We start from the raw sequence: 21,460 nt of genomic DNA, 5'->3' as shown, positions 1-21,460 counted from the left end.
TTCAGCGAAAGTAAGGGTGAACCGATCATGTCCTCGTCAACCAACGTTTCGAGTCCGCGCCGACGCCGGTTGCTGAGCGTCGTAGCAGCGGCGGTTGTCGCGCTCGGCCCGTTCGTCCCCGTACTCGCGACTGCCGACGCGGGCGAACCCACGCTGGTGCTGGTGCACGGCGCCTTCGCCGACGCCACCAGCTGGGATGGCGTCGCCGCCGAGCTGCGCGGACGCGGCTATCGTGTTGTCGCGGTGGACAACCCGCTGCGCGGACCCCGCAACGACGCGCAGGCGCTGCAGGGCGTGCTCGATTCCATCGACGGTCCGGTTGTCCTCGTCGGGCACTCCTACGGCGGGTCGGTCATCACCAACACCCACGACCCCAAGGTCAAAGCCAACGTCTACATCGCGGCATTCGCCCCGGCGCAGGGCGAGTTCGTGCTGGGACTGCTCGATCCGATCCGGTTCCCCGGCAGCCAACTGCTCCCGCCCGCGCTGCAGGTGCGGGTCGTGGACGACGCCACCGGCATCGCCGGCAAGAATGTCGACGGCTACATCGCGGCACCGTACTTTCACAGTATCTTCGCCCAGGACGTCAGCACCGACACCGCCGCGAACATGTACGCCCACCAGCACTCGGCGGCGCTGAACGCCAATCTGGAACCCTCCGGCGCACCCTCGTGGGCGAGCACACCCAACTGGTACCTGGTCTCGGGTGAGGACCGCGTCATTCCCGCAACCGCGCAACGGTTCATGGCCGGACGCGCCGCGGCCACCACCCGCGAGATCAGCTCCTCGCATGCCTCGTTGGTCTCCCAGCCGATCGCCGTCGCCGACACCATCGCCGAGGCCGCGGACTCGGTTCGATAGCCGAGCCGGCCTCGGCGCCGTCGAGCGTTATTTGCGGGCGCGACGGGTGGTGAGAACTCCGGTGATCCAGCCGACGATGAACATCGCCAACAGGATCAGCCACATCGGGGAACTGACCGTGATCAACAGGATTTCGACAGAGACCTTTCCTCTGTTCTCCAGCACGAACACGACGGCCAAGATGCTCAACGCGATGGCGACCCATTGGGTCGGTGAGACGCGCCTCAGCAGCGACCGCTTACCGGCGGAATCGTTCATCAGAGTCCTCCTTTCGACGGGGTGGCGTTCACTCGGCGCCACGCAGGATCTCTCGTAAACGCTCGGTGTCGGCGACGGTCCAGTCGGCCGGTGACAGGATCGCGGCCCAGGCGTCGGCGATGTCGGCCTGGAAAGTGTGGCCGTGCCCGTCCGGCACATCGACCGCGACAGCCATGTCCGCCGAGACCTGCAGAAACGTCACCACCGGAATCCAGCGGGTGCTCGGCAAGACATCGCGACCGCGTTCCTCGGTGAGCCAGTCGGGTTTCTGGAACAGCAGTCGCGGTGTCCACCAGGTGATCGGGTCGGAGGCGTGCTGCAGATACACCACTTTGGGCGCCACCCACACGGCCTCGGGGCGGGCGAGATCCGGTGTGTCGGCGACGAAACGCACCGTGCGCCCGTCACGGTAGATCGGCAGCCACTGCGGCGAACCCGGGTCGCGTCGTGCGGTGGCATCGCGCCACACCGGATTGGTGGCGGTGGGGCCGACGAACAGGACGCCGTCGGTACGGGCCGCCATGTCCTGGATGCCGGAGAACGCCGCCTCACCACCGAAGGATCCGAGGCTCTCCCCGAACACCACCAGCTTCGGCCGACGATCGACCGGCAGGAGGTCCCACTCGGCATGCACCGCCTCGAACAATGCTTGACCGGCCTGTCGAGCGCGTTCCTGGTCGACGACAAAAGACAGCCAACTCGGCAGGTACGAGTACTGCATACTCACCAGCGCACTGTCACCGCCGGCCAGATACTCCAGCGCCGAGGCAGTCGACTCGTTGATCCACCCGGTTCCGGTGGTGGTCGCGATCCCGAGGACCGCTCGTTCGAATCCACCGGCCCGCCGCAATTCGGCCACCGCGAGATCGGCTTCGGCTCTGATGGACTCCGCGGAGTCGAGGCCGGTGTAGACGCGAATCGGCTCGCGTGCGGGCTCACCGCTGAATGCGGTCAATTCGCTCGCGGTGGGACCATTGGACACGAAGATTCGCCCCTGCCTGCCCAGGGAGTCCCAGCTCACCAGCGAGCCGGGACCACCGGAACGCTCGGCGAGAACGGGCTCCTCGGTATCAGGTGAGCTCTCGTCGTTCACGGCCTTGAATGTCTCGTTGAGCATCGACATCGCCACGTCCGCGACCACCCCGTTGACCGCGGCGACAGCCACGACGACCACCACCACACCGCCGAGCACCGCCGCGACGCGCGGCGGCATCACCCGCGCCAAGAGCCCACCGACCCCTCGCGCCAGCGCCCAGCACAACCGCGATACCGCGATCAACACCGCGAACACGACGGCGGCGATCGCCACGATGATCGGATAGGCGTGCCAGGGAAGTCCGCTCACCCCCATGAGCGAACGCAGATCGCTCTGCCAGTCGCCATACCAAGCCAGCACGGCGACCGATCCGAGGCAGGCCACGACCCCCAGCGCCCACCATGCCACCGCCGGCGCAGGCCCGCGCCTGCGGTGCAACATCCACCGCACCAGGGCGGCGACTGCGATGCCGAGGCCGTATCCGAAGGCAGCGGCGGCACCGGCGACGATTCCCTGGAACAGCGGTCCTCTGGGCAGCAGTGAGGGCGTCAGCGACAACCACACCAACACCAATGCCCCCACCGCGCCGCCGAAATGGAATCCCCGGCCGTCCGGCATCGCGGCATCGTTGTGCTGCTCACCGGCCGACTCGACGTCGGAAATGTCTACGCGTGGATTCATTTGTTCCCCTGTGATTCGGCCAACGATCCACCGGTGCGCGCAATACACTGCCGAACCCGGCGCAGCCCTGTCGTGTGCTCAGGCCGACACAAGGCCTGGTCCGGGATTCGTTCAGTGGTCTGAACTATACGACCCGGTGATACCACGAAACGGAATTCGGGCAATCGACACCGACATGTGAGCTGAACACGGGTCAACCGTGCTGGCCCCGTTCGGTACAACCACTGGACAGAGCACAATCACAAGAATGCGCGAGCATGTCAGGTCGCTACATGATCGTCATCCGTGCCACGGGATCGTCGCGGCGAGTCCCGACAAAGGCGCGTAACCAGCCCGGATAATCCACGACATCGACGTCGAACACCTGCACGGTGAGACCGACCGGTCGTGCCGCGTCGGACTCGCGGAGTCGGATCGGCGGCAGCTCCGAGGTAAAAGTCACTTCTCCGGCGTTCCATATCGAGCAGAATTCGGGGTAGACACCGAGCTCGTCGAGAAGCTGTTCGGGCCAGTCGGCGTGGCCGAAGGTGCCGATTCGGCCACGCAATCCGCTCACCGTCGCGCGTGCGATGTCATCCCAGTCGACGAAGACCTGCCGGGCAGTCTCGCTCCCGAACAGCCAATGCAGACCGTTTTCCCCGACGCTCAGGCCGGGCAACATCGATTGTGCGGCGTTGTTGAGCGCCAGGATATTGCCGCGGGCGTCGAAATAACCCGCCACACCTCCACGATGTGCATCGAGTATGCGCAGCGCGTCATCGCTGATACCGGCGCGCAATTGGTCAACCGTGGGGGTCGACGTGATCGGCAGTCCGGCCAGGTCGAACAGGTGCCGTCGCTCGGTCGTCGTCAACGCGCGGACTCGGTCCAGGCAGTCGACCAGGGATTCGACGACCGCACGCGCGGGATGATCCCGATCGCCCCACTCCAGGTGAGTGACATAGCTGGCGCTGACGCCTGCCGACACGGCCAATCGTTCGCGCGACATTCGGCGATCGTCACGCAACCACCGTAAGAAGCTGCCGAATGTCGGCAGCGTCAACAGCTCCGAATCGCGCGACCTGGTCAGTTGGTTCACGGCACTCACTCCCGTTCGAGCCTTGCCTACGCCCTGCACGATAGCGACCACAGCACGCTACCGGCCCGGAACACGCAGGTTCGGACCCCGGCAAAGGCGCCTTCCGGTGCGTCACCAGCGCACGATATGCGGATCGCGCAGCAGCAGCCGGATCCAGGCATCGACCAGCCAGTCGCGGAAACGCGCTGCCGTCCACGCTGCCTTCGCGGGTACTCGTCCAGGAGAGCCGACGATTCAGCACCTGGATGTCGTCCACGCGGCGGGCTCGCTTCTGTCCGCGAAGAACATGTGACCATCGCCGGTTTCGGCGGCCTTTCTGCTGCCTGTGCGCTGGCACTGGGCGCGCTCGACACCCATTCGGCTATTACGATCCGTGGACACCTCCGCACCCGAATGAAAAGGATTCCCATGGCGCGCAAAGTCATTGTCAGCCTTATCGACGACTTCGACGGCACTTCCGAAGCCGACGAGACCGTCACGTTCGCCATCGACGGAGTCGCCTACGAAATCGACCTGTCCGACACCAACGCCACCAAACTGCGTGACACGTTCGACCAGTGGCTGCCCTACGCCCGCCGAATCGGCCGCGCCAAGACTTCCACCGGTCGACTCGCCGCGAAAACTTCTGCGAGCGCACCGATTCGACGCAACGATCTCACGGCCATTCGGGCTTGGGCCGCCGCCGAGGGCCACCCGGTGTCGACCCGCGGACGGATCTCCGCGGAGATTATCGCCGCATATGACGCAGCCTCTGCATAAAGCAGGACCGATACCCCGCAGTGTTCGGAGCCCGATCTGATTCTCGGGGCCGAGGTGACCCGGGCACAGTCCAGCGTCCGGGTCACACACCATCCCCCGCTCAGATCGCGGCGAGGACCGCGGCATCCACATACCGTGGATCACGGGCGATCGCGGCGAATCTCGACCCACCGTCGGCGCCGACCGATTCCTGCACCTCGGCCAACCGGACGAGCAATTCGAAGTAACTCGCCTCGGCCGGGCGCAACTCCGCGATTGTCGCCGTGAGATCGACATCGGCGGCGAACCGCGCCCGGTCGACACCCACCTGCAGCGTCGCCAGCCATCCATCCGAATTCGGCGCGAACATCGACCCGCTGGTCTCGGCCCAGAACAACACCACGCTCGGCACCGCCTCGCAGCTCAACCGCCCCGCGGCGGCGAGCATCACCAGCGCGGTATAGATGTTCGACTCGCAGAACCCGAAGTGCATCAAATACGCCTCGAGCGCACCCTCCCGGTACCTCAGCACATAGGTCAGCCCACCGGTGTCCTCGCCGAAACAGTCGGCGAAATACTCCCGAGGCGTCACCCCATTCTCAGCTTGCCGCCAATCCGGCGCCTTGCCGTCCCAGAACCACCCGTCATACATCGCGCCGTGATTCTCGATGGTCTCCGGCCCTGGCGCCGGCGTCGCCAGCCACTGCTCGAATGCCTCTCGCCCCATGGGAATTCGAGCAGCAACGACAAACGTGTCCGACACAACCGGCTCCTCATCGATCTCGTCCGAGCCCACCATCGCGGGCCCACGCGCCATCCTAAGATCTCGCCGCCGCCAACTCGGTGGCCCGATCATCGAACGCCCCGCGCAGCCCGGTCCGCGCGACGGGACAGCGTCGCGAAGGCATCGCGCAGCGCTGGGGGGCCGATGACCTCGATATCGGTGTCGAAACGCGTCACTGCCGCGGCGAGCGCCACCCATGACCACGAACCGATCAACAGCCTGGTTCGCCCGTCGCCCAGCGCTTCCACGACCGCGTCACCGGTGAACGGCGCGACCTGGGCGGCGGGAACATCGAGGATTACCTCGCCGTTGCACGGCCAGACATCTGCACTCGCAGAGCCTTTGAAACGCGCGGAGAGAAAAGCGACGACGTCTCCACCCGGCACTTCCCGAGCTGCGAAGCGTGGGCCGTTGGGGACGCGCAGACTCATCCGATCGACGCGAAAGCTGCGCCAGTCCTCGCGGTCGGGGTCCCAGCCGATCAGGTACCACCGTCCGTTCCGGACCACGAGGTGATGGGGTTGGACGCGGCGCGGCGCGCGCGATTCGGGCCCGTGCGCCGACCCCTGATAGTCGAACCGCACCTCCTGCGCGGACCGAACAGCGGTGCTCAGTTCCACCAGAACTCGCGTGTCGACTTGGATGTCGGCACCGCTCGCGGCGAGCTCCAGCGCGTCGACTCGCGCCCGCAATCGCGACGGGAGCACCTGTCGCACGGTCGCGAGGGCTCGCGCGGCGCTTTCCTCGATGCCCGCTCCCGTCCCGACCGCGATTCGCAACGCCACGGCGAGCGCGACCGCCTGCTCGTCGTCGAACAACAGCGGCGGCAGTTCACTGCCTGCCTCCAGCCGGTAGCCGCCCTCGGGGCCCTTGATCGCCTGGATGGGATAGCCGAGCTCGCGCAGGCGATCGACGTCGCGGCGCACCGTGCGTCCGCTGACAGCAAGCCGCTCGGCCAGTAGACCTCCTGGCCAGTCCCTGCGGACCTGCAGCAGGGACAGCAGCGAGAGCAGGCGCCGGGAGGTCGCCGTCGAAGTCGATGTCGGCATGGTTCCAGACTGCCAGGAGTAGAGGACATTCTCTGTCCTCTACCGGTGAGAGTGTGGAATTCGTCGCCCGCCGGCGGCACACACCACTCGAAAGGACATCGATCAGACATGACGGTCAACACTGTTGCCCACCTGAATTTCCACGGCCAGGCCCGTGCGGCACTGGAGTTCTACCAGTCCGTGTTCGGAGGCCAACTGACCCTCGCCACCTACGCAGACTTCGGCATGCCGACCGAACTGCCCGGCGCCGCCAAGGTGGTCTTCGGGCAGGTCATCGCCGACAACGGGTTCCGCGTCATGGCCTACGACGTGCCGGGCCAGGACTCCCCTGCCGCGGTGGCCGCGCCCACGACCCACCGTGCCAACGGCACCACCATCACCGAGGAGCGGTTCTTCCTTTCGGTGCGCGGCGAGACCGTCGACGAGGTCGGCGCGCTGTGGGAACGCCTCGCCGAGGGCGCGACGGTGATCGAGGCATTCGGCCCGGCTCAGTGGGCGCCCGCTTTCGGGATGTTGAGTGATCGCTTCGGTATCACCTGGATTCTCGACGTGGCGGCCGAGTACGCCCCGGCCTGAGCCGTGGCCCGGGGTCCGGCCCGATCCGGTCGGGCCGGACCCCGCCAACTCCAGCTCGCAATCCTGTCGTCGCGACAAAGTTCTCCGGCGGAAATTCTCCGGAGGATGCAGTGACAGGGCCTGTTCGCCACATCGATACTTGCTTCCGACCCGGGTCGCGGGATGGCACCGGCGCCGCCCCTATCTGCCCGAGCCGTGGCGGTGGTGGTGATGACCGTCGCGATGAAGACGGCGCCGGAGTTCACGTGCGGTGCCCGCGATGAGATGAGGGACAGTGCGAGTACTCGCGCGGATGGCTGTTGGTCGACCCAAAACCGTGATCGCGGTGATCGCGCTGGTACTCCTTCTCGCGGGCGCGGGTGGCGCCTCGCTGCAACAGCGATTGTCCGGCGGCGGGTTCTGGAACGCGGACGCCGAATCCGCGCGCGCCGCCCGGGTCCTGGCGGAGAAGTACACCACCGGAACACCGAATGTCATTGTGCTGGTAGACGTTCCGTCAGATGTAGGCACCGTCGATTCGCCCGGGATCGCGACCACCGGACTACGGCTGACCACCGAACTGGCCGCGGTGGCCGGCGTGCGTTCGGTGAGCTCGTACTGGTCCACCGGATCACCGGAGTTCCTTCGCACCACCGATCGCGGCAAGGCGTTGATCGCCGTAGATGTTCCCGGTGACGAGATCGTGGTGGACACCGTGGTGTCCCGCTTGATCGACAGCTACCGGGATCGAGACTACGGCGAGCTCCGTCTGCGGCTGGGTGGCGCTGCGGTGAGCTATCACGATGTCACCGAACAACTGACACACGACATGAAAGTCAGTGAGGCGGTGACGATTCCGATCCTGTTGGTGCTGCTGGTGCTGATCTTCGGCAGTCTGGTCGCCGCGGGTCTGCCACTGGTACTCGGCGTGGTCTCGATCATCGGAACGTTCGGAATCCTGCGTCTGCTCACCGAGTTCACCCAGGTTTCCAGCTATGCGCTGAATCTGACCACGGTCCTCGGGCTCGGTCTCGGCATCGACTACAGCCTGTTTCTGGTCAGCCGATTCAGGGAAGAACGCCACGGCGGCCGCGACGTGGCGGCCGCGGTGCGGGTCACCGTGCTGACCGCCGGACGCACCGTGCTGTTCTCCGCCGCGACGATCGTCGTCGCGATGCTGGCGATGCTGCTGTTCCCGATGCCGTTCCTGCGTTCACTGGCCGCGGCCTGCCTGTCGGTGGCACTCTTGGCCGCGCTCGCCACGGTGACATTGCTGCCGGCGCTACTCATGCTGTTCGGGCATCGCATCGACACTCTCGACCTGCGTCGAGGCCTACGACGGCTGCGCGGGCGCCCTGACCCGGCACCCGCGCCGCCGGAAGACGGATTCTGGTATCGCATCGCACGGCGAGTCACCGCGCGCCCCTGGGTATTCGGTGGTGCCGCGTTGCTGGTGGTGATCCTGCTGGGCGTGCCGTTCGCCGGGTTGCGATTGGGACTGACCGACGATCGGGCATTGCCGGTGACAGTGGAAAGCCGTCAGGTCGGTGACGTTCTCCGCGCCGAATTCCCGGCGACCTCGGCAGGCCGGTTCGATGTGGTCGTCGACGGGCCGATCAGCACGACCGAGCTGACCGAGCTGACCCAGCGCATACAACACCTGACGCATGTGCGGCTGGTGAGCAGCCTGCCCGGTCCCGAGGGCGCGCATCTGACGGTGGTCCCCGATGTCGACCCGTATTCGCAGGCCGCCGAAACCTTGCTCGACGACATCCGCCGGACCGACACGCCCTCGCCGCTGCTGGTCGGCGGCGCCACGGCCGAGAACACCGATACCAAATCCGGATTGGCGGGACGCCTGCCCTTGGTCGTCGCACTCATCGCGGCCGCGATGCTCATGTTGCTGTTCGCGTTCACCGGCAGCGTGGTGATCCCGCTGAAGGCGGTGCTGCTCAACACGTTGAGCTTGTCGGCGACCTTCGGCGCGATGGTCTACATCTTCCAGGACGGGCATCTGAAATGGCTGGTCGGTGATTTCACCGAGATCGGCCATCTGGCTGCCCCGGTGCCGGTGCTCGTCTTCTGCTTGGCCTTCGGGTTGTCGATGGACTACGAGGTGTTCCTGCTGTCACGGATCGCCGAGGAGTACCGGACGCGCGGTGTGACGGCTGACGCGGTCGCCTACGGACTGGAGCGCACCGGCCGCATCGTCACCGCGGCGGCCGCGCTGATGGCGATTGTCTGTGTGGGGCTCGCGTTTTCACAGGTCGCGTTCACCAAGCTGATGGGTGTGGGCTTGACGCTGGCGGTGTTGATGGACGCGACCGTGGTCCGGGGTGTGTTGGTACCCGCCTTCATGCGCCTGCTGGGCGCCGCGAACTGGTGGGCACCGCCTTTTCTGCGAAGAGTCCACCGTCACATCGCGGTGCGTGAGCACTGACCGATAGCCTGCGCGACGGTTTGGCTCCCGGTGCAATTCTTCGTCTCCGCATTCGTCTCACAGGACCAAATATCCGGACAATTCGGCATTACGTCGGCCTATTTGCGATGTAAGTGACTTCTGTTACGGCACAACAACATTGGCTATCGCCCAGCCCGAATGACACAGTGAAACGAGCGCCGTTTGGGCGCACGGACCACTCGTGAAATCGCCCGATCAGCCGGGCGACGACCGCCACCGGACGGAATTCGGATCGCAGCAGCGCCGCGCGATCGAGCACATTTCAGCTCTTCACCTCAGGGGTATATCCATGTCCGTTTCCATGCGCCATCCACTGACTGCCTATCAGCGCGACATCTGGACGATCGTGGAACATTTTCCCGGTCTGCCCAGCTATCTCTCCACCGTGGTCGGCCGCTTCTCCCTCGCCGTCGATGTCGCCGCGATGGTCGCCGCGATCGAGCGGACCTGGGCACGCAACGACGGCCTGCGGCTGCGCTACCGCGTCCTCGACGGTGTTCCCTACCAGGAGCTCTCGTCGGACCCGATGCCGCCGGTGCAGGTGATCGATGTCGGCGCCGCCCCCGATCCGCAGGCCGAAGCGCAGCGCCGGATCGAAGTGCTGACCGGTTCGGCGATCGACCTCACCGGGGCGGTGCCCTTCCGGGCCCACATCATCCGCGCCGGCGCGCAGTCCTCCTACCTGGTCTTGACCACCCATCACGTCGCCGCCGACGCGACCGGGCTGTTCCACATCGGCGCCCAGGTCCTCACCGACTACGCCACGACGATGGCGGGAAATCCGATCGAGCTGCCGGGGTCGTCGTTTCTGGAGTGCCTGCCGTTCGAGCGTGACTATCGGGCCGGCGATCAGTACCTGCTCGACCGCGACGCTCTGGTCGCCGGGCTGACCACCAGCACTCCCGCACTGTTCGACAGGCCCCGCGCCACCGAGGGGCTGGCACCGGTCACGGCCTACGAGTTCACACTGGATCGCCTGCTGGTCAACCGGATTCGCGATGCGGGGCTGTCGCTGTACCCGTATTTCTGTGCGATGCTCGGCCTCTACCTGTCGCGCGTCCTGCGCACCGACGAGGTCGCCATCGGCATCCCTTTCGGCAATCGCGGCAACCCCACCGAGCAGGCCACCATCGGCCACTTCGCCAACACGCTGCCGCTGCCCATCCGGACAGCGGGCACTCGCACTGTGCGCGAATTGGTGTCCACGGTGAAAGCCGATGTGCGACGGATGAAGCAGCACGAGCGTTATCCGCTCGGCGACCTCATGGGTGAGTTGCGCCGCCTCGGCAACCCCGCGAGACAGCTGTTCGACGTGACGGTCGCCTATCCGCGCCTGCCCTCGGCCGCCGGCCTGATCGACGGGCTGGAGGAGGTGCAGCAACCCTCGCAGGGGTACAGCCCGCTGGCCATGGCCTGGACGATCTCGGAGATCGATGACAACGGTCCGCTGCTGATCCGCCTCGATCACGCCGCCGATATCTTCGATGCCGACTACCCGATCGAGTCCGTCGCCGATCACCTGATCGCGTTGCTGCATGCCGGAATCGACGCCATCGACACCGATCCGTCGCTGCTGCCGATGTTGTCCTCGACCGAGCACGACCTGCTCGTCGATCGCGCTCGCGCGACGGCGCGTCCCGCTGCGGACCAGACCACCGTCATCGCCCGCATCATGGCCCAGGCCGAGCGCACGCCGGAGGCGGTCGCCGTCCACACCGCGACCGGCGACTCGATCACCTACCGCGAGCTCACCGACCGCGCCGCCGCCCTGTCCGGTGTGCTCCGCGATTCCGGGGTCGAGGCGGGCGATCTGGTCGCGGTGCTGCTCGAGCGCGGCCCGGACATGCTCGTCGCGATCCTGGCCGCCCTGCACGCCGGAGCCGCCTATGTCCCGATCGACCCTGGCTACCCCGCCGACCGAATCGCCTACCTGCTGGCCGACAGCGCCGCCGAGGTGGTGCTGACCGACACCGAGATATCCGGCGCAGTCGTGCTCTCGCCCGAGAACTGGTCGACGAACGCACCGGCACGGGCTCCGCTCCCGACCGGCACCGACCCGGCCTACGTGATCTACACGTCCGGCTCCACCGGCCGCCCCAAAGGCGTTGTGGTCGAGCATCATTCGGTGCTCAACCGGATCGACTGGATGCAGCGGCGGTATCCGCTGGACCCCACCGATGTGATCCTGCAGAAGACGCCGTCCTCGTTCGACGTGTCGGTGTGGGAGCTGTTCTGGTGGGCGCTCGAGGGCGCCCAGGTGGCACTGCTGCGGCCGGGTGGGGAGAAGGATCCCCGCGAACTGCTCGCCGCCGTCGCCGATTTCGGCGTCACGGTCATGCATTTCGTGCCGTCGATGCTGACGCCCTTCCTGGATCTGCTCGAGTCCGACCCGACCGCCGTGAACAAGGCCGCCGGCCTGCGGACGGTGTTCTGCAGTGGAGAAGCGCTGCTGCCGCATCAGGTCAATCGGTGGAATCAGACCTTCGCCGGGCTCAGCGCCGCCGCGCCACGTCTGGTCAACCTGTACGGCCCGACCGAGGCCACCGTGGACGTGTCCTACTACGACTGCCCGGTCGACCCCGCCCAGACGGTGACCCGGGTGCCGATCGGCCGACCGATCGACAACACCCGCCTGTACGTGCTCGGCCCCGCCGACCAGCCCCAACCGATCGGCGTCGCGGGCGAATTGTGCATTGCCGGAGCCGGTCTGGCGCGCGGCTACCGCGACCGCCCGGAATTGACCGCGGAGAAATTCGTCGCCGACCCGTTCCATCCGGGCGAGCGGATGTATCGCACCGGTGATCTGGCTCGCCGCCTCGCCGACGGCGAACTGGAGTATCTGGGACGCATCGACCGGCAGGTGAAGATCCGGGGCAACCGGGTCGAACTGGGCGAGGTGGAGAACGCGCTGGCCGCACTGCCCGGCATCACCGCCGCCACGGTCATCGACCGGACCGCGCCCGACCGCGCCACCTATCTGGCCGCCTACTGCGTGGCGGCCTCCGCACCGGAGCCCGCCGCACTGCGTGCCGCGTTGTCGAAGACGTTGCCGGAGTTCATGATTCCGTCGCTGTTCGTTCGCGTCGACGCGATTCCGCTGACCCCGAGCGGAAAGGCCGACCGCGCCGCGCTCGCCGCGATCACCGCCGAGAATCCGACCGTCGGGCACACCGCACCCCGCACGCCGGTCGAGGCGCAGTTGGCGCTCATCTGGCGTGAGGTGCTCGACCGCGAGTCGGTGTCGGTCTTCGACAACTTCTACGACCTCGGTGGCGACTCGATTCTGCTGCTGCGGGTGCGAGCCAGGGCAGAGGCCAGGGGCCTGGTGATCAGTGCTCGTGACATCGCCGAATGCCCCACCATCGCCGAACTGGCCGAGCGGGCCGGTACCGGTGCTGTCGTCGCTGTCGCCCTCGCACCCTTCGAGCTGGTGGCCGGGATCGACCGGGCGCGCCTTCGCCATGTGGTGGACGCGTACCCCTTGACCAGGTTGCAGCTCGGCATGCTGTTCCACAGCCGCGAACGTGCCGAATCCTCGCTCTACCACGATGTTTTCCGGTACTCACTGCGGATGCCCTGGGATGAGGCCGCACTCCGCGCCGCGACGATGCGATCGATCGCCCGGCACCCGATGCTGCGTACCTCCTTCGAGCTCGCCGGCTATTCCGAGCCGCTGCAACTCGTGCACGCCCACCTCGATCCCCCACTGACGATCATCGACCTGCGTACCACTGGAGCCGACGAGGCCGGCGCCGTGATCGGCGACCATATCGAGCAACGACGCCTGCGCCGGTACGTCTTCGAGCAGCCGGGCCTTTTCGATCTCGCGGTGTTCCGGCTCGCCGACCGGATCGAGCTGGTGCTGTCGTTCCACCACGCCATCCTCGACGGCTGGAGCGTGGCGACACTGATCTCGGAACTGCTGGCGGACTACCGGGGCGCGGGCGAGTCCCCCACCGCGCTCCCCTCCTTCGCCGAATATGTTCGTGCCGAGCGTGATTCGCTCGATGACCCGGCCGATCGGGACTACTGGGTCAGGGAATTGGACGGTGCGGAGACGATCCGCATCCCCGGACTGCGCCCCCATGTTCCCGCCGATCCGACACCGATCGCCGGTCCACCGCAGGCGCGTGTCTCGGTCTCGGTACCGGTCGGCGCCGAGCTGCTGGCCCGCGCCGACGAAGTGGCCACCGCCACGCATATCCCGGTCAAAGCAGTCCTGCTGGCCGCACACCTGGGCACCATCGGCCTGCTGTCCGGGCGCACGGATGTGACCACCGGCGTCGTCACCCACGGGCGGCCCGAGCGCATCGACGCCGAGCGCATGGCCGGACTGTTCCTGAACACGATGCCACTGCGGCTGAACTTCAGCGGCCGCAGTGGGCGCGAGGTTCTCACAGGTGTCTTCGAGCGGGAGCGCAACAGCGCCCAGCACAAGCGGTTCCCGCTCACCGACATCCAGCGCGAAGTGGGCGTGGTTCTCGACACCGCGTTCAACTATGTGCACTTCCATGCCGCGGGAGCGGCCATGGAAGCACTGGACGTGACCCTGCTCGGCATCGACATTCGCGAGGACACCAACTTCGCGCTGCTGGTCAACGCGATCCGCAACCCGCTCGACGGAACGCTGGCACTGCGCGTCGACGGGGACCCCACGACGTACACCCGCGACCAGCTGGTCACCATCGGCGAAACCTACCTGCGGGTCCTCGACCTGCTCACCGGCGATCCCTCGGCCACGGTGGACTTCGGCTCGCTGGCCCCCGCCGCGCAACCACTGGTCGCCGCGCCGGCATCCGGCACGGTGATCGACCTCTTCGATGCCCGCGCGGCCCGCACACCTGATGCGGTGGCCATCGAATTCGGCAGCCGCGCAGTGACTTACGCGGAATTGCTCGCGCTGTCCAACCGCGTCGCGGCGGCACTGGTGACACGCGGGGCACGCCAGGGCGACCGCATCGCGGTGGCCCTGGACCGATCACCCGAACAGATCGCGACCGTCCTGGCAATCGCCAAGGCGGGCGCGGCCTGCGTGCCGCTCGATGTCACCTATCCGGCCTCGCGTCTGCACGCGATGCTCGAACAGGCACAGCCGTTCGCGGTGATCACCGGTGCCGGCCACGAGACTCTGGTGCCTCCCCGGTATTCGCGACTCACCCTCGATGAACTGATCACTTCGGAAACCACTGCCGTACTGCCTGCGGGCGATCTCGCGGCCACCGCGTACGTGTTGTTCACGTCGGGCTCCACCGGGACGCCGAAGGGTGTGGCCATGCCGCATCGTGCGCTGGCCAATCTGATCCGCTGGCAACTCTCGGCCACCGGCGGACTACTGCCCGGTGTCGAACGTGCCCCGGCGACAACACAATTCGCCCCGTTGTCGTTCGATGTGTCGTTCCAGGAAATCTATTCGACGCTGTGCGGCGGAGGTCGGCTCATCCTGCTGAGCGAGGAGCAGCGCCGCGATCTGCCCGCCCTGGCCCGCGTGCTCACGAGCACCGGCGCCGAACGGATCTTCCTGCCCTATGTGGCCTTGCAGCAACTGGCCGAGGCCGCGATCCGGCTCGGCACAGCACCGGCCGGGCTGCGGGTGATCATCTCCTCCGGCGAGCAACTCCGCGTCACCGACGAGATCCGGGCGCTGTGCGCGGCGGGCACCGAGGTGTTGCTGGAGAACCAGTACGGTCCCACCGAAACCCATGTCGCCACCCGATACACCATGACCGGCGACCCCGCGCTGTTCCCGGTGCTGCCACCGATCGGCACCGCCATCGACGGCGTGGAGATCCTCGTCCTCGACGACCGGCTGCGCCCGGTACCCGACCACGTGCCCGGCGAGATCTACCTCGGCGGCGCCGCCCTCGCCGACGGCTACGAGCACCGGCCCGAGCTCACCGAAGCGGCCTTCGTTCCGCACCCGTTCGCACCGCGGCGCCGGCTGTACCGAACCGGCGATATCGGACGCCGGCTCCCCGGTGGCGAGGTGGTCAGCGACGGACGACGCGGCGGACAGGTCAAGATCCGTGGCCACCGAGTGGAGCCGATGGAAGTCGAGCTGGCGCTGCACCGCGTCACCGCGGAGTTGCCCGGCGTCAGCGAAGTCGCCGTGGTGGCGCACACCAGGGCGGCGGGGGCTTCCAGCGCCCACACCGTACTGGTGGCGTTCCTGGTCGGCTCCCGGGCCGAGGTCGACGAGGCGCAGATCGCCGCCGCACTGCGGGAGTGGTTGCCGGACTACATGATTCCCAGTCGTCTGGTCTGGCTCGACGCGATGCCGTTGACCCCGAGCGGCAAGCGGGCCGACGCCGTCCTGGCCGGGATGGCACTGCCCGCCGCCACCTCGGCGGGCCGGGTTCGCCCGCGCACCCCCGTGGAATCAGGGCTGGCGGCGCTGATGGCCGAGGCACTCGGCTTGCCCGAGATCGGCGTGCACGACGACTTCTTCGCTCTCGGCGGTACTTCCCTCACCGCGATGCGGCTGATCGTGTCCATCGAACAGCGCTACGGGGTGTCGCTGCCGGTCTCCGCCCTGGCCACCGGCCCCACGGTCGCCGCCCTGGCCGCGCGGCTCGACGAACGTGCCGAGGCGGGTTTCGATCCGCTGGTGCTCCTGCGACCGGGTACCGGGACACCACTGTTCCTCGTGCACCCGATCGGCGGAAATGTGCTCTGCTACCTCGAATTGAGCCAGTACCTGCCCGATGGGCAGCCGCTGTACGGACTCCAAGCCGCGGGACTCGAGACAGGCACCACGCCGGCCGGGTCCATCCCGGAGATGGCGAGCAACTACATCACCGCGCTGCGCCGCGTCCAACCGTCGGGGCCCTATCATCTGGGCGGCTGGTCACTGGGCGGGATGGTCGCCTTCGAGATGGCGCGCCAACTGTCCGAAGCCGGTCACGAGGTGGGCACCCTGGCTCTGATCGACACAATGACGGTGCGCCACGGCGACGGCATGCCGGTGGCCGAACACGCCCTCTACGAGTTCTTCCTGTGGGAACTGCTGTGGCTGGCGCGTGGCGCCGACACCGCGGTGATCGAGATCCCGCAGGAGCTGGACACCGACGACGCCGTCTTCGACTTCATCCTCGCCACCGCGATCGAGGCGGGCGTGCTGCCGCCGACCGGTTCCCGTGCGCTGGTGCGGCGGTTGTTCGAGGTGTTCGTGGCAGGGTGGCGTGCGATCGATGCCTACCGGCCCCAGGCCTACGACGGCGACATCACCCTGTTGCGCGCGGCACTGCCGCTGCCGCAAGTGCTTCGTCCCGCCCATGACCGGGCCGGCACCCTGCACCGAGACCCGACCAACGGCTGGGACGCCTACGCGGCAGGACATCTCGAAGTCGTCGAGGTACCGGGCGACCACCTCACCTTGATCCAGGCCCCGCATGTCGGCGAAGTGGCCGCCCGACTCGCTCGATTGCTCGAACAAGCGGCCGCGACCGCATCATGACTCTGTCGAATCCCGCTACACAGCAAGGAAATTCAGTGAACTCTCCCGTCAAGTCGGCACTGGTGGTCGGCGCAGGTATCGGCGGTCTCACCGCTGCGGCGGCCCTGCGCCGGGCCGGAATCGATGTCGTGCTGTGCGAGCGCGGCCCCGAACTGCGCGCGGCCGGATTCGGTCTGTCGGTGCAGTCGAACGCGATGAACGCCCTGCGCACGCTCGATCTCGGCATCGACGAGGAGCTGCTCCGAGCGGGCGCCCGAGCTCGCTCGTTCACCTTCCGCCGGCCCGGCGGTTCGGACATGCGGCGGGTCGACGTGTCCGGGATCGACGCCGAATTGGGCGCTCCCGCGGTCGCACTCGCGCGCAAAGACCTCCACGACGTACTGCTGGCAGCCTGCGGCGACGATCTGCGGGTCGAACTCGGCGCCGAGGCGGTCGCGTTCGCCGAGACCGCCGACGCGGTGCGGGTCGAGTTCGCCGACGGCCGCACCCTGAGCGCCGATGTGCTGATCGGCGCGGACGGTATCAACTCCGCGATTCGCGCCCAGCTGCACGGCACCGAGGCGCCGCGACCGGGCAAGTTCGTGTGCTGGCTGGCGTTGGTGCCGTTCGCGCACCCGGCGATCGAGCCCGGCGCCTCGATCCACTACTGGGGCCGGGGCATGCGCTTCGGCATCCACGACATCGGGCACGGCAATGTCTACTGGTGGGCCACCCTGACCACCACCGCCGAACAGGCCGCGGACTGGCCACACGGCAAAGACGATCTGCTCAGCAGATTCGCGAGCTGGGCGCCCGAGATCACCGACATCATCACCGCCACCCCGGAATCGGATATTCTCGCGCTGCCCGCGCAGGACCGGCCGCCGCTGACCGAGTGGGGCAGCGGCCGGGTGACCCTGCTCGGCGACGCCGCCCACCCGATGCTGCCCAGCCTGGGCCAAGGCGCGAACTCGGCGATCGAGGACGCGGTGGTGCTCGCGCACGCGCTGGCCACCCACGACGACGCCGTGACCGCGCTGCGGGTCTACGAACAGCGCCGGATTCCGCGCACCACGATGCTCGTGGACGGATCCCGCAAGCTGGGCCGCCTCGAACAGACCCGCAATCGTGCGCTGATCGTCGTCCGCGACGGTTTCATCGCCAAGGGCAGCGAGGCGAAACTGCAGGCCAGTCTGGCCGAACCGATGACGTGGCCCGGGCTGGGAGATCTCGAGCCGCTCGCCGCGCTGCCGCGGCCGTTGTCCACGCTGGAACGCTGGCACTGGACCGTGGATCAGGTCGCGCCGCTGCACATCGTGTCGCGCGTGCGCGTCACCGGCGATCTCGGCGCCGATACGGTCCGTGCCGGTCTGGCCGCGCTGACTCGGCGGCATCCGATGCTGCATGCCGAGGTGCGCAGCGACAACGGCCGCGATCCACGCTTCGTTCCGGTCGCGATGGCGCCGATTCCGTTGCGCGAGGTGACATCCGAGGACTGGACCGCCGAGATCGACACCGAATTGCGGACACGATTCGATGCCGGGGCACCGCTGCTGCGCGCCACCTTGATCACCGCCGCACCGGGCGTCCACGACCTCGTGCTGACCTCCACCTACACCATCGCCGACGCGGTGACGGTGCTGTCGTTCGCCCGGCAGGTGCTCGAACTCGCCGCCGAGACCGGCGGCTGGGTGGCCGAGGTGCCCGCGCCACCCGCGCCGGAAGCGTTGTTCCCCCGGCCTTTCCAGGGCTGGCGGGGCAAGCGGAAGGCCATCGCCCGGCTGGCGGCCGATGGGGTGCGCGATCTGCGGGTCAAGCCGGTGCGAGTCAGTGCGGGCAGCGACGTCGCGCCCGCGCGGCGTTTCACCAAGCTGACGCGGCGGGTCGTGGACGGTACCGAGTATCGAGGGCTCCTCGCCGCCTGCGCCGAACACGGCGTACCGCTGTCGAGTGTGGTCGCCGCCGCCCTGGCCCGCGCGGCCGGAAACGATGCCGGCGCACCGGGGGCCCACTTCCCGGTCGGTGTCTCGGTACTGTTCCGCGAGCAGCTCGAGCGACCGCTCGACGCCACCCACACCGGCGCCTACCAGGCGATGATCGCCCTCCCGACACCGGCGGGACAGCCGCTGTGGCAGACGGCAACCGCGTTCGCCACCGACTTCGCGAGCCGAATCGAACAGCGCCAGCACCTGGCCAACCTGGGTGGAATCGGTTTCATGCTGCCCAAGACACCGGCACAACCGGACAAGGTGGTCGGCCTGCTGGACGCCCGAGGGCCGGGAAATCTGTGCATGACCGTCGTGGACACGCGCGACTTCCCCGCCCGTATCGGCGACTGGGAGGTCGCCGGCGCCGAAGTCGTCTCCGGCATGTCGATCAGCGGCCTGATGATGCTGACCGTCGGCCACGGTACCGACGCGTTGTCGTTGAACCTCGGCTACATCGACGGACTACTGTCGCCCGAACGCGCCGACACGTTGATCGACACCCTGGTCGACGCTCTGCTCAGCCTGGTTTCCGCGCCGGAAGTCGCTGCCGTGCACTGAGTTCAGTCCCGACAGCGCCGATCCGAATCGCGGCCCGGCCGACCACGACGGCACTTCGGTATCGATCTCGACACCGAAGTGCCGTGCTCGCCGGATCGACGCGAGGGCAGTTGGACCGTCTGCATGCCCTCTGGCGAGATCCACGTGATCAGTTCGTGCTTCGGCCCGTCGCGGTCGATCTCGACGAACAGTTCGTCCACCGCGGCGGCAACGCACAAGTCCGCGGCATCGACCAACCCAACCCGCCCGCCCCAGTCTGCGCGCCACCTGATGTCCGACCATTTCGCAGGGGTCAGCGAGGGTTATGGTCGGCGTTCGAGGGCGCTCAGAAAGCTGTCGGCGGCATCCTGAACCCGGTTACGGTCGCCGGTGGTGAGAAGGTCGAGCAGCAGTCCACGAATCGTCGCGATCACCAATGTGGCTGTCCGGGTAGCGTTCTCCGGGTCGGTGTCCGGCATCTGAGCGTCGCGCAACGAGGACATCCAATCGGTGACGACATGGTCGAGAAAGTCCGCGAACTGCTGGGGGGCTTGCAGGGCGCGTCCGTAGGCGGCGAAGAACAACCGGAACTCCGCCTGCATGCGCGGGTCGGAGGTTCGCGTCCAGACCGCGCGCGCTGCCGTCGCCAGGTCGGGATGCGGACCCGTCGCATCGCTGGTGGCGGCGAACATGCGCCGCCGTAACCGCTCGAGGACGACCTGAAGCATCTGCTCCTTGGTCCCGAAGTGGTGCACCAGCGTGGTCGGCGAGACGCCGAGGCCGGCGGCGACCGGCCGCCACGACAGCTCGGAGAGCCCGTGCTCGACCATGTAATCCACTACCGCGTCGAGCAATTCGTCTCTGCGCTGATAGTCGACCGGACGTCCTGCCATCACTTGCCTCCCGATACGCCCCGATTGACATTCCTAGAACGACTGTACTATCTATATTAATAGAACGACTGTACGAGAAATAGATGAGCGGTCAGGAGCCCCCCATGTCACGAGTCGTCGTCTTCGATGAGACCGGCGCCCCCGAAGTCCTGCATATCGTCGACGAACCGGTCGGCGCCCCCGGCCCCGGCGAGGTGCGGATCAAGGTCGAAGCCGTCGGTATCAATCGGCTCGATCAGATGATCCGCGTGGGCATGTCACCGCGACCGATCCGCCTGCCACACGCCCGCCTCGGCATCGAAGCCACCGGCACGATCGATGCCCTCGGCTCCGGAGTCGACGGATGGGCCACCGGTGACGCGATCATCGTCACGGCCGTGCCCGACATGGACACCAACGGCACCTACACGGAACACCTTGTCCTGCCCGCCGATCGGGTCGTCGCCAGGCCCGCCGGCCTGGACGCCACCAGCGCAGCGGCGTTGTGGGTGGCGTACTCCACCACCTACGGCGCGCTCGTCGAAAAGGCCGCGATGCTGCCCGGCGACCATGTCCTGATCACCGCCGCCTCCAGCGGTGTCGGCCTGGCCGCGATCCAGATCGCCAACCAGATCGGCGCCATCCCCCTCGCCGTCACCCGGAGCGCCACGAAGGAACACGCCCTGCTGGCAGCCGGTGCCGCCGCTGTCATCGTCACCGACCGCGACGATGTCGTCGAGGCCACGCACCGATACACCAACGGCACCGGCGCCGACATCGTCCTGGACTCGGTCATGGGTCCCGGTCTGGCCGAACTCGCCAACGCGGCCAAACGATTCAGCGGCAGGCTGATCACCGTCGGCTGGCTCGACCCCCGGCCCGCACCCTATCCGGCAAGCCCGATCACCATGATCCGGTACATGAGCTTCGAACACACCCTCGACCCGGCGGCCGTGCACCGCATCACCGCATTCCTGACCGCCGGCATCCACACCGGCGCACTGCGCCCCATCATCGACACCGTGTTCACCCTCGACGACATCGTCGCCGCCCACCACTACCTGGAACAGGGCCACCACACCGGCAAAATCGTCGCCACCGTGTGAGGCCGACGTGTGTCTGGCGACCGG

General features: G+C 67.5%; 13 protein-coding genes. 7 read left to right on the top strand and 6 right to left on the bottom strand.

Annotated elements, in window-relative coordinates:
* Positions 1–27 precede the first annotated feature (27 nt).
* Positions 28–861 carry an alpha/beta hydrolase gene (locus ACFWFP_RS20150; protein ID WP_379297145.1) on the top strand — a complete coding sequence of 278 codons (834 nt, stop codon included), beginning with the start codon at positions 28–30 and terminating at the stop codon, positions 859–861.
* Between the two features lie 27 nt (positions 862–888).
* Here ACFWFP_RS20150 and ACFWFP_RS20145 read toward each other — a convergent pair whose 3' ends face one another.
* The 3 genes from ACFWFP_RS20145 to ACFWFP_RS20135 form a co-directional block, all read right to left on the bottom strand.
* The gene (locus ACFWFP_RS20145) at positions 889–1,119 is read right to left on the bottom strand and encodes a hypothetical protein (RefSeq protein WP_379297143.1); all 231 of its coding nucleotides are present in this window, start codon (positions 1,117–1,119) and stop codon (positions 889–891) included.
* Positions 1,120–1,147: 28 nt separating this feature from the next.
* Entirely contained in the window at positions 1,148–2,836 is a 1,689-nt protein-coding gene (locus ACFWFP_RS20140; RefSeq protein WP_379297141.1) for an alpha/beta hydrolase, read from the bottom strand.
* A 268-nt stretch (positions 2,837–3,104) separates the two neighbouring features.
* The gene (locus ACFWFP_RS20135; RefSeq protein ID WP_379297691.1) at positions 3,105–3,914 is read right to left on the bottom strand and encodes a helix-turn-helix domain-containing protein; all 810 of its coding nucleotides are present in this window, start codon (positions 3,912–3,914) and stop codon (positions 3,105–3,107) included.
* A gap of 408 nt (positions 3,915–4,322) precedes the next feature.
* Here ACFWFP_RS20135 and ACFWFP_RS20130 point away from each other — a divergent pair, with 408 nt between their 5' ends.
* Positions 4,323–4,673, top strand: a complete 351-nt coding sequence (locus tag ACFWFP_RS20130; RefSeq protein WP_379297689.1) for an Lsr2 family protein — start codon at positions 4,323–4,325, stop codon at positions 4,671–4,673.
* Between the two features lie 100 nt (positions 4,674–4,773).
* Here ACFWFP_RS20130 and ACFWFP_RS20125 read toward each other — a convergent pair whose 3' ends face one another.
* Both ACFWFP_RS20125 and ACFWFP_RS20120 read right to left on the bottom strand, forming a co-directional pair.
* Positions 4,774–5,508, bottom strand: a complete 735-nt coding sequence (locus ACFWFP_RS20125; RefSeq protein WP_379297139.1) for a hypothetical protein — start codon at positions 5,506–5,508, stop codon at positions 4,774–4,776.
* On the bottom strand, positions 5,505–6,485 hold the full coding sequence (locus ACFWFP_RS20120) for a helix-turn-helix transcriptional regulator (protein ID WP_379297137.1): 981 nt from the start codon (positions 6,483–6,485) through the stop codon (positions 5,505–5,507). The genes ACFWFP_RS20125 and ACFWFP_RS20120 overlap by 4 nt, the downstream gene beginning before the upstream one ends.
* Positions 6,486–6,593: 108 nt before the next feature.
* Here ACFWFP_RS20120 and ACFWFP_RS20115 point away from each other — a divergent pair, with 108 nt between their 5' ends.
* The 4 genes from ACFWFP_RS20115 (at position 6,594) to ACFWFP_RS20100 (ending at position 19,479) form a co-directional block, all read left to right on the top strand.
* Complete coding sequence (locus ACFWFP_RS20115; protein WP_379297135.1) at positions 6,594–7,061, top strand: VOC family protein; 468 nt, start codon at positions 6,594–6,596, stop codon at positions 7,059–7,061.
* A gap of 292 nt (positions 7,062–7,353) precedes the next feature.
* Positions 7,354–9,480, top strand: a complete 2,127-nt coding sequence (locus ACFWFP_RS20110) for an MMPL family transporter (protein WP_379297133.1) — start codon at positions 7,354–7,356, stop codon at positions 9,478–9,480.
* Positions 9,481–9,790: 310 nt separating this feature from the next.
* Positions 9,791–16,954 (top strand): amino acid adenylation domain-containing protein, encoded by a 7,164-nt coding sequence (locus ACFWFP_RS20105; RefSeq protein ID WP_379297131.1) that lies wholly within the window; start codon positions 9,791–9,793, stop codon positions 16,952–16,954.
* A 35-nt stretch (positions 16,955–16,989) separates the two neighbouring features.
* Positions 16,990–19,479 (top strand): FAD-dependent monooxygenase, encoded by a 2,490-nt coding sequence (locus ACFWFP_RS20100; protein WP_379297129.1) that lies wholly within the window; start codon positions 16,990–16,992, stop codon positions 19,477–19,479.
* Between the two features lie 302 nt (positions 19,480–19,781).
* Here the strand turns inward: ACFWFP_RS20100 and ACFWFP_RS20095 are convergent, their stop codons facing one another.
* Positions 19,782–20,351, bottom strand: coding sequence for a TetR/AcrR family transcriptional regulator (locus tag ACFWFP_RS20095; RefSeq protein WP_379297127.1), 570 nt, complete (start codon positions 20,349–20,351; stop codon positions 19,782–19,784).
* 104 nt (positions 20,352–20,455) lie between these two features.
* On the opposite strand from ACFWFP_RS20095, the gene ACFWFP_RS20090 reads away from it, so the two are divergent.
* Entirely contained in the window at positions 20,456–21,436 is a 981-nt protein-coding gene (locus ACFWFP_RS20090; protein WP_379297125.1) for a zinc-dependent alcohol dehydrogenase family protein, read from the top strand.
* Positions 21,437–21,460: the final 24 nt, after the last annotated feature.

The organism is Nocardia sp. NPDC060249 (assembly GCF_042728755.1).
Taxonomy (GTDB): Bacteria; Actinomycetota; Actinomycetes; order Mycobacteriales; family Mycobacteriaceae; genus Nocardia.
This window is presented reverse-complemented; position numbering and strand designations above follow the sequence as displayed.

Bases quoted from the DNA above. Each gene is read 5' to 3' on its own strand.
- ACFWFP_RS20105 (WP_379297131.1), top strand. From the start codon at position 9,791: ATGTCCGTTTCCATGCGCCATCCACTGACTGCCTATCAGCGCGACATC.
- ACFWFP_RS20145 (WP_379297143.1), bottom strand. From the start codon at position 1,119: ATGAACGATTCCGCCGGTAAGCGGTCGCTGCTGAGGCGCGTCTCACCG.
- ACFWFP_RS20150 (WP_379297145.1), top strand. From the start codon at position 28: ATGTCCTCGTCAACCAACGTTTCGAGTCCGCGCCGACGCCGGTTGCTG.
- ACFWFP_RS20140 (WP_379297141.1), bottom strand. From the start codon at position 2,836: ATGAATCCACGCGTAGACATTTCCGACGTCGAGTCGGCCGGTGAGCAG.
- ACFWFP_RS20090 (WP_379297125.1), top strand. From the start codon at position 20,456: ATGTCACGAGTCGTCGTCTTCGATGAGACCGGCGCCCCCGAAGTCCTG.
- ACFWFP_RS20125 (WP_379297139.1), bottom strand. From the start codon at position 5,508: ATGATCGGGCCACCGAGTTGGCGGCGGCGAGATCTTAGGATGGCGCGT.
- ACFWFP_RS20115 (WP_379297135.1), top strand. From the start codon at position 6,594: ATGACGGTCAACACTGTTGCCCACCTGAATTTCCACGGCCAGGCCCGT.
- ACFWFP_RS20095 (WP_379297127.1), bottom strand. From the start codon at position 20,351: ATGGCAGGACGTCCGGTCGACTATCAGCGCAGAGACGAATTGCTCGAC.
- ACFWFP_RS20110 (WP_379297133.1), top strand. From the start codon at position 7,354: ATGGCTGTTGGTCGACCCAAAACCGTGATCGCGGTGATCGCGCTGGTA.
- ACFWFP_RS20130 (WP_379297689.1), top strand. From the start codon at position 4,323: ATGGCGCGCAAAGTCATTGTCAGCCTTATCGACGACTTCGACGGCACT.
- ACFWFP_RS20120 (WP_379297137.1), bottom strand. From the start codon at position 6,485: ATGCCGACATCGACTTCGACGGCGACCTCCCGGCGCCTGCTCTCGCTG.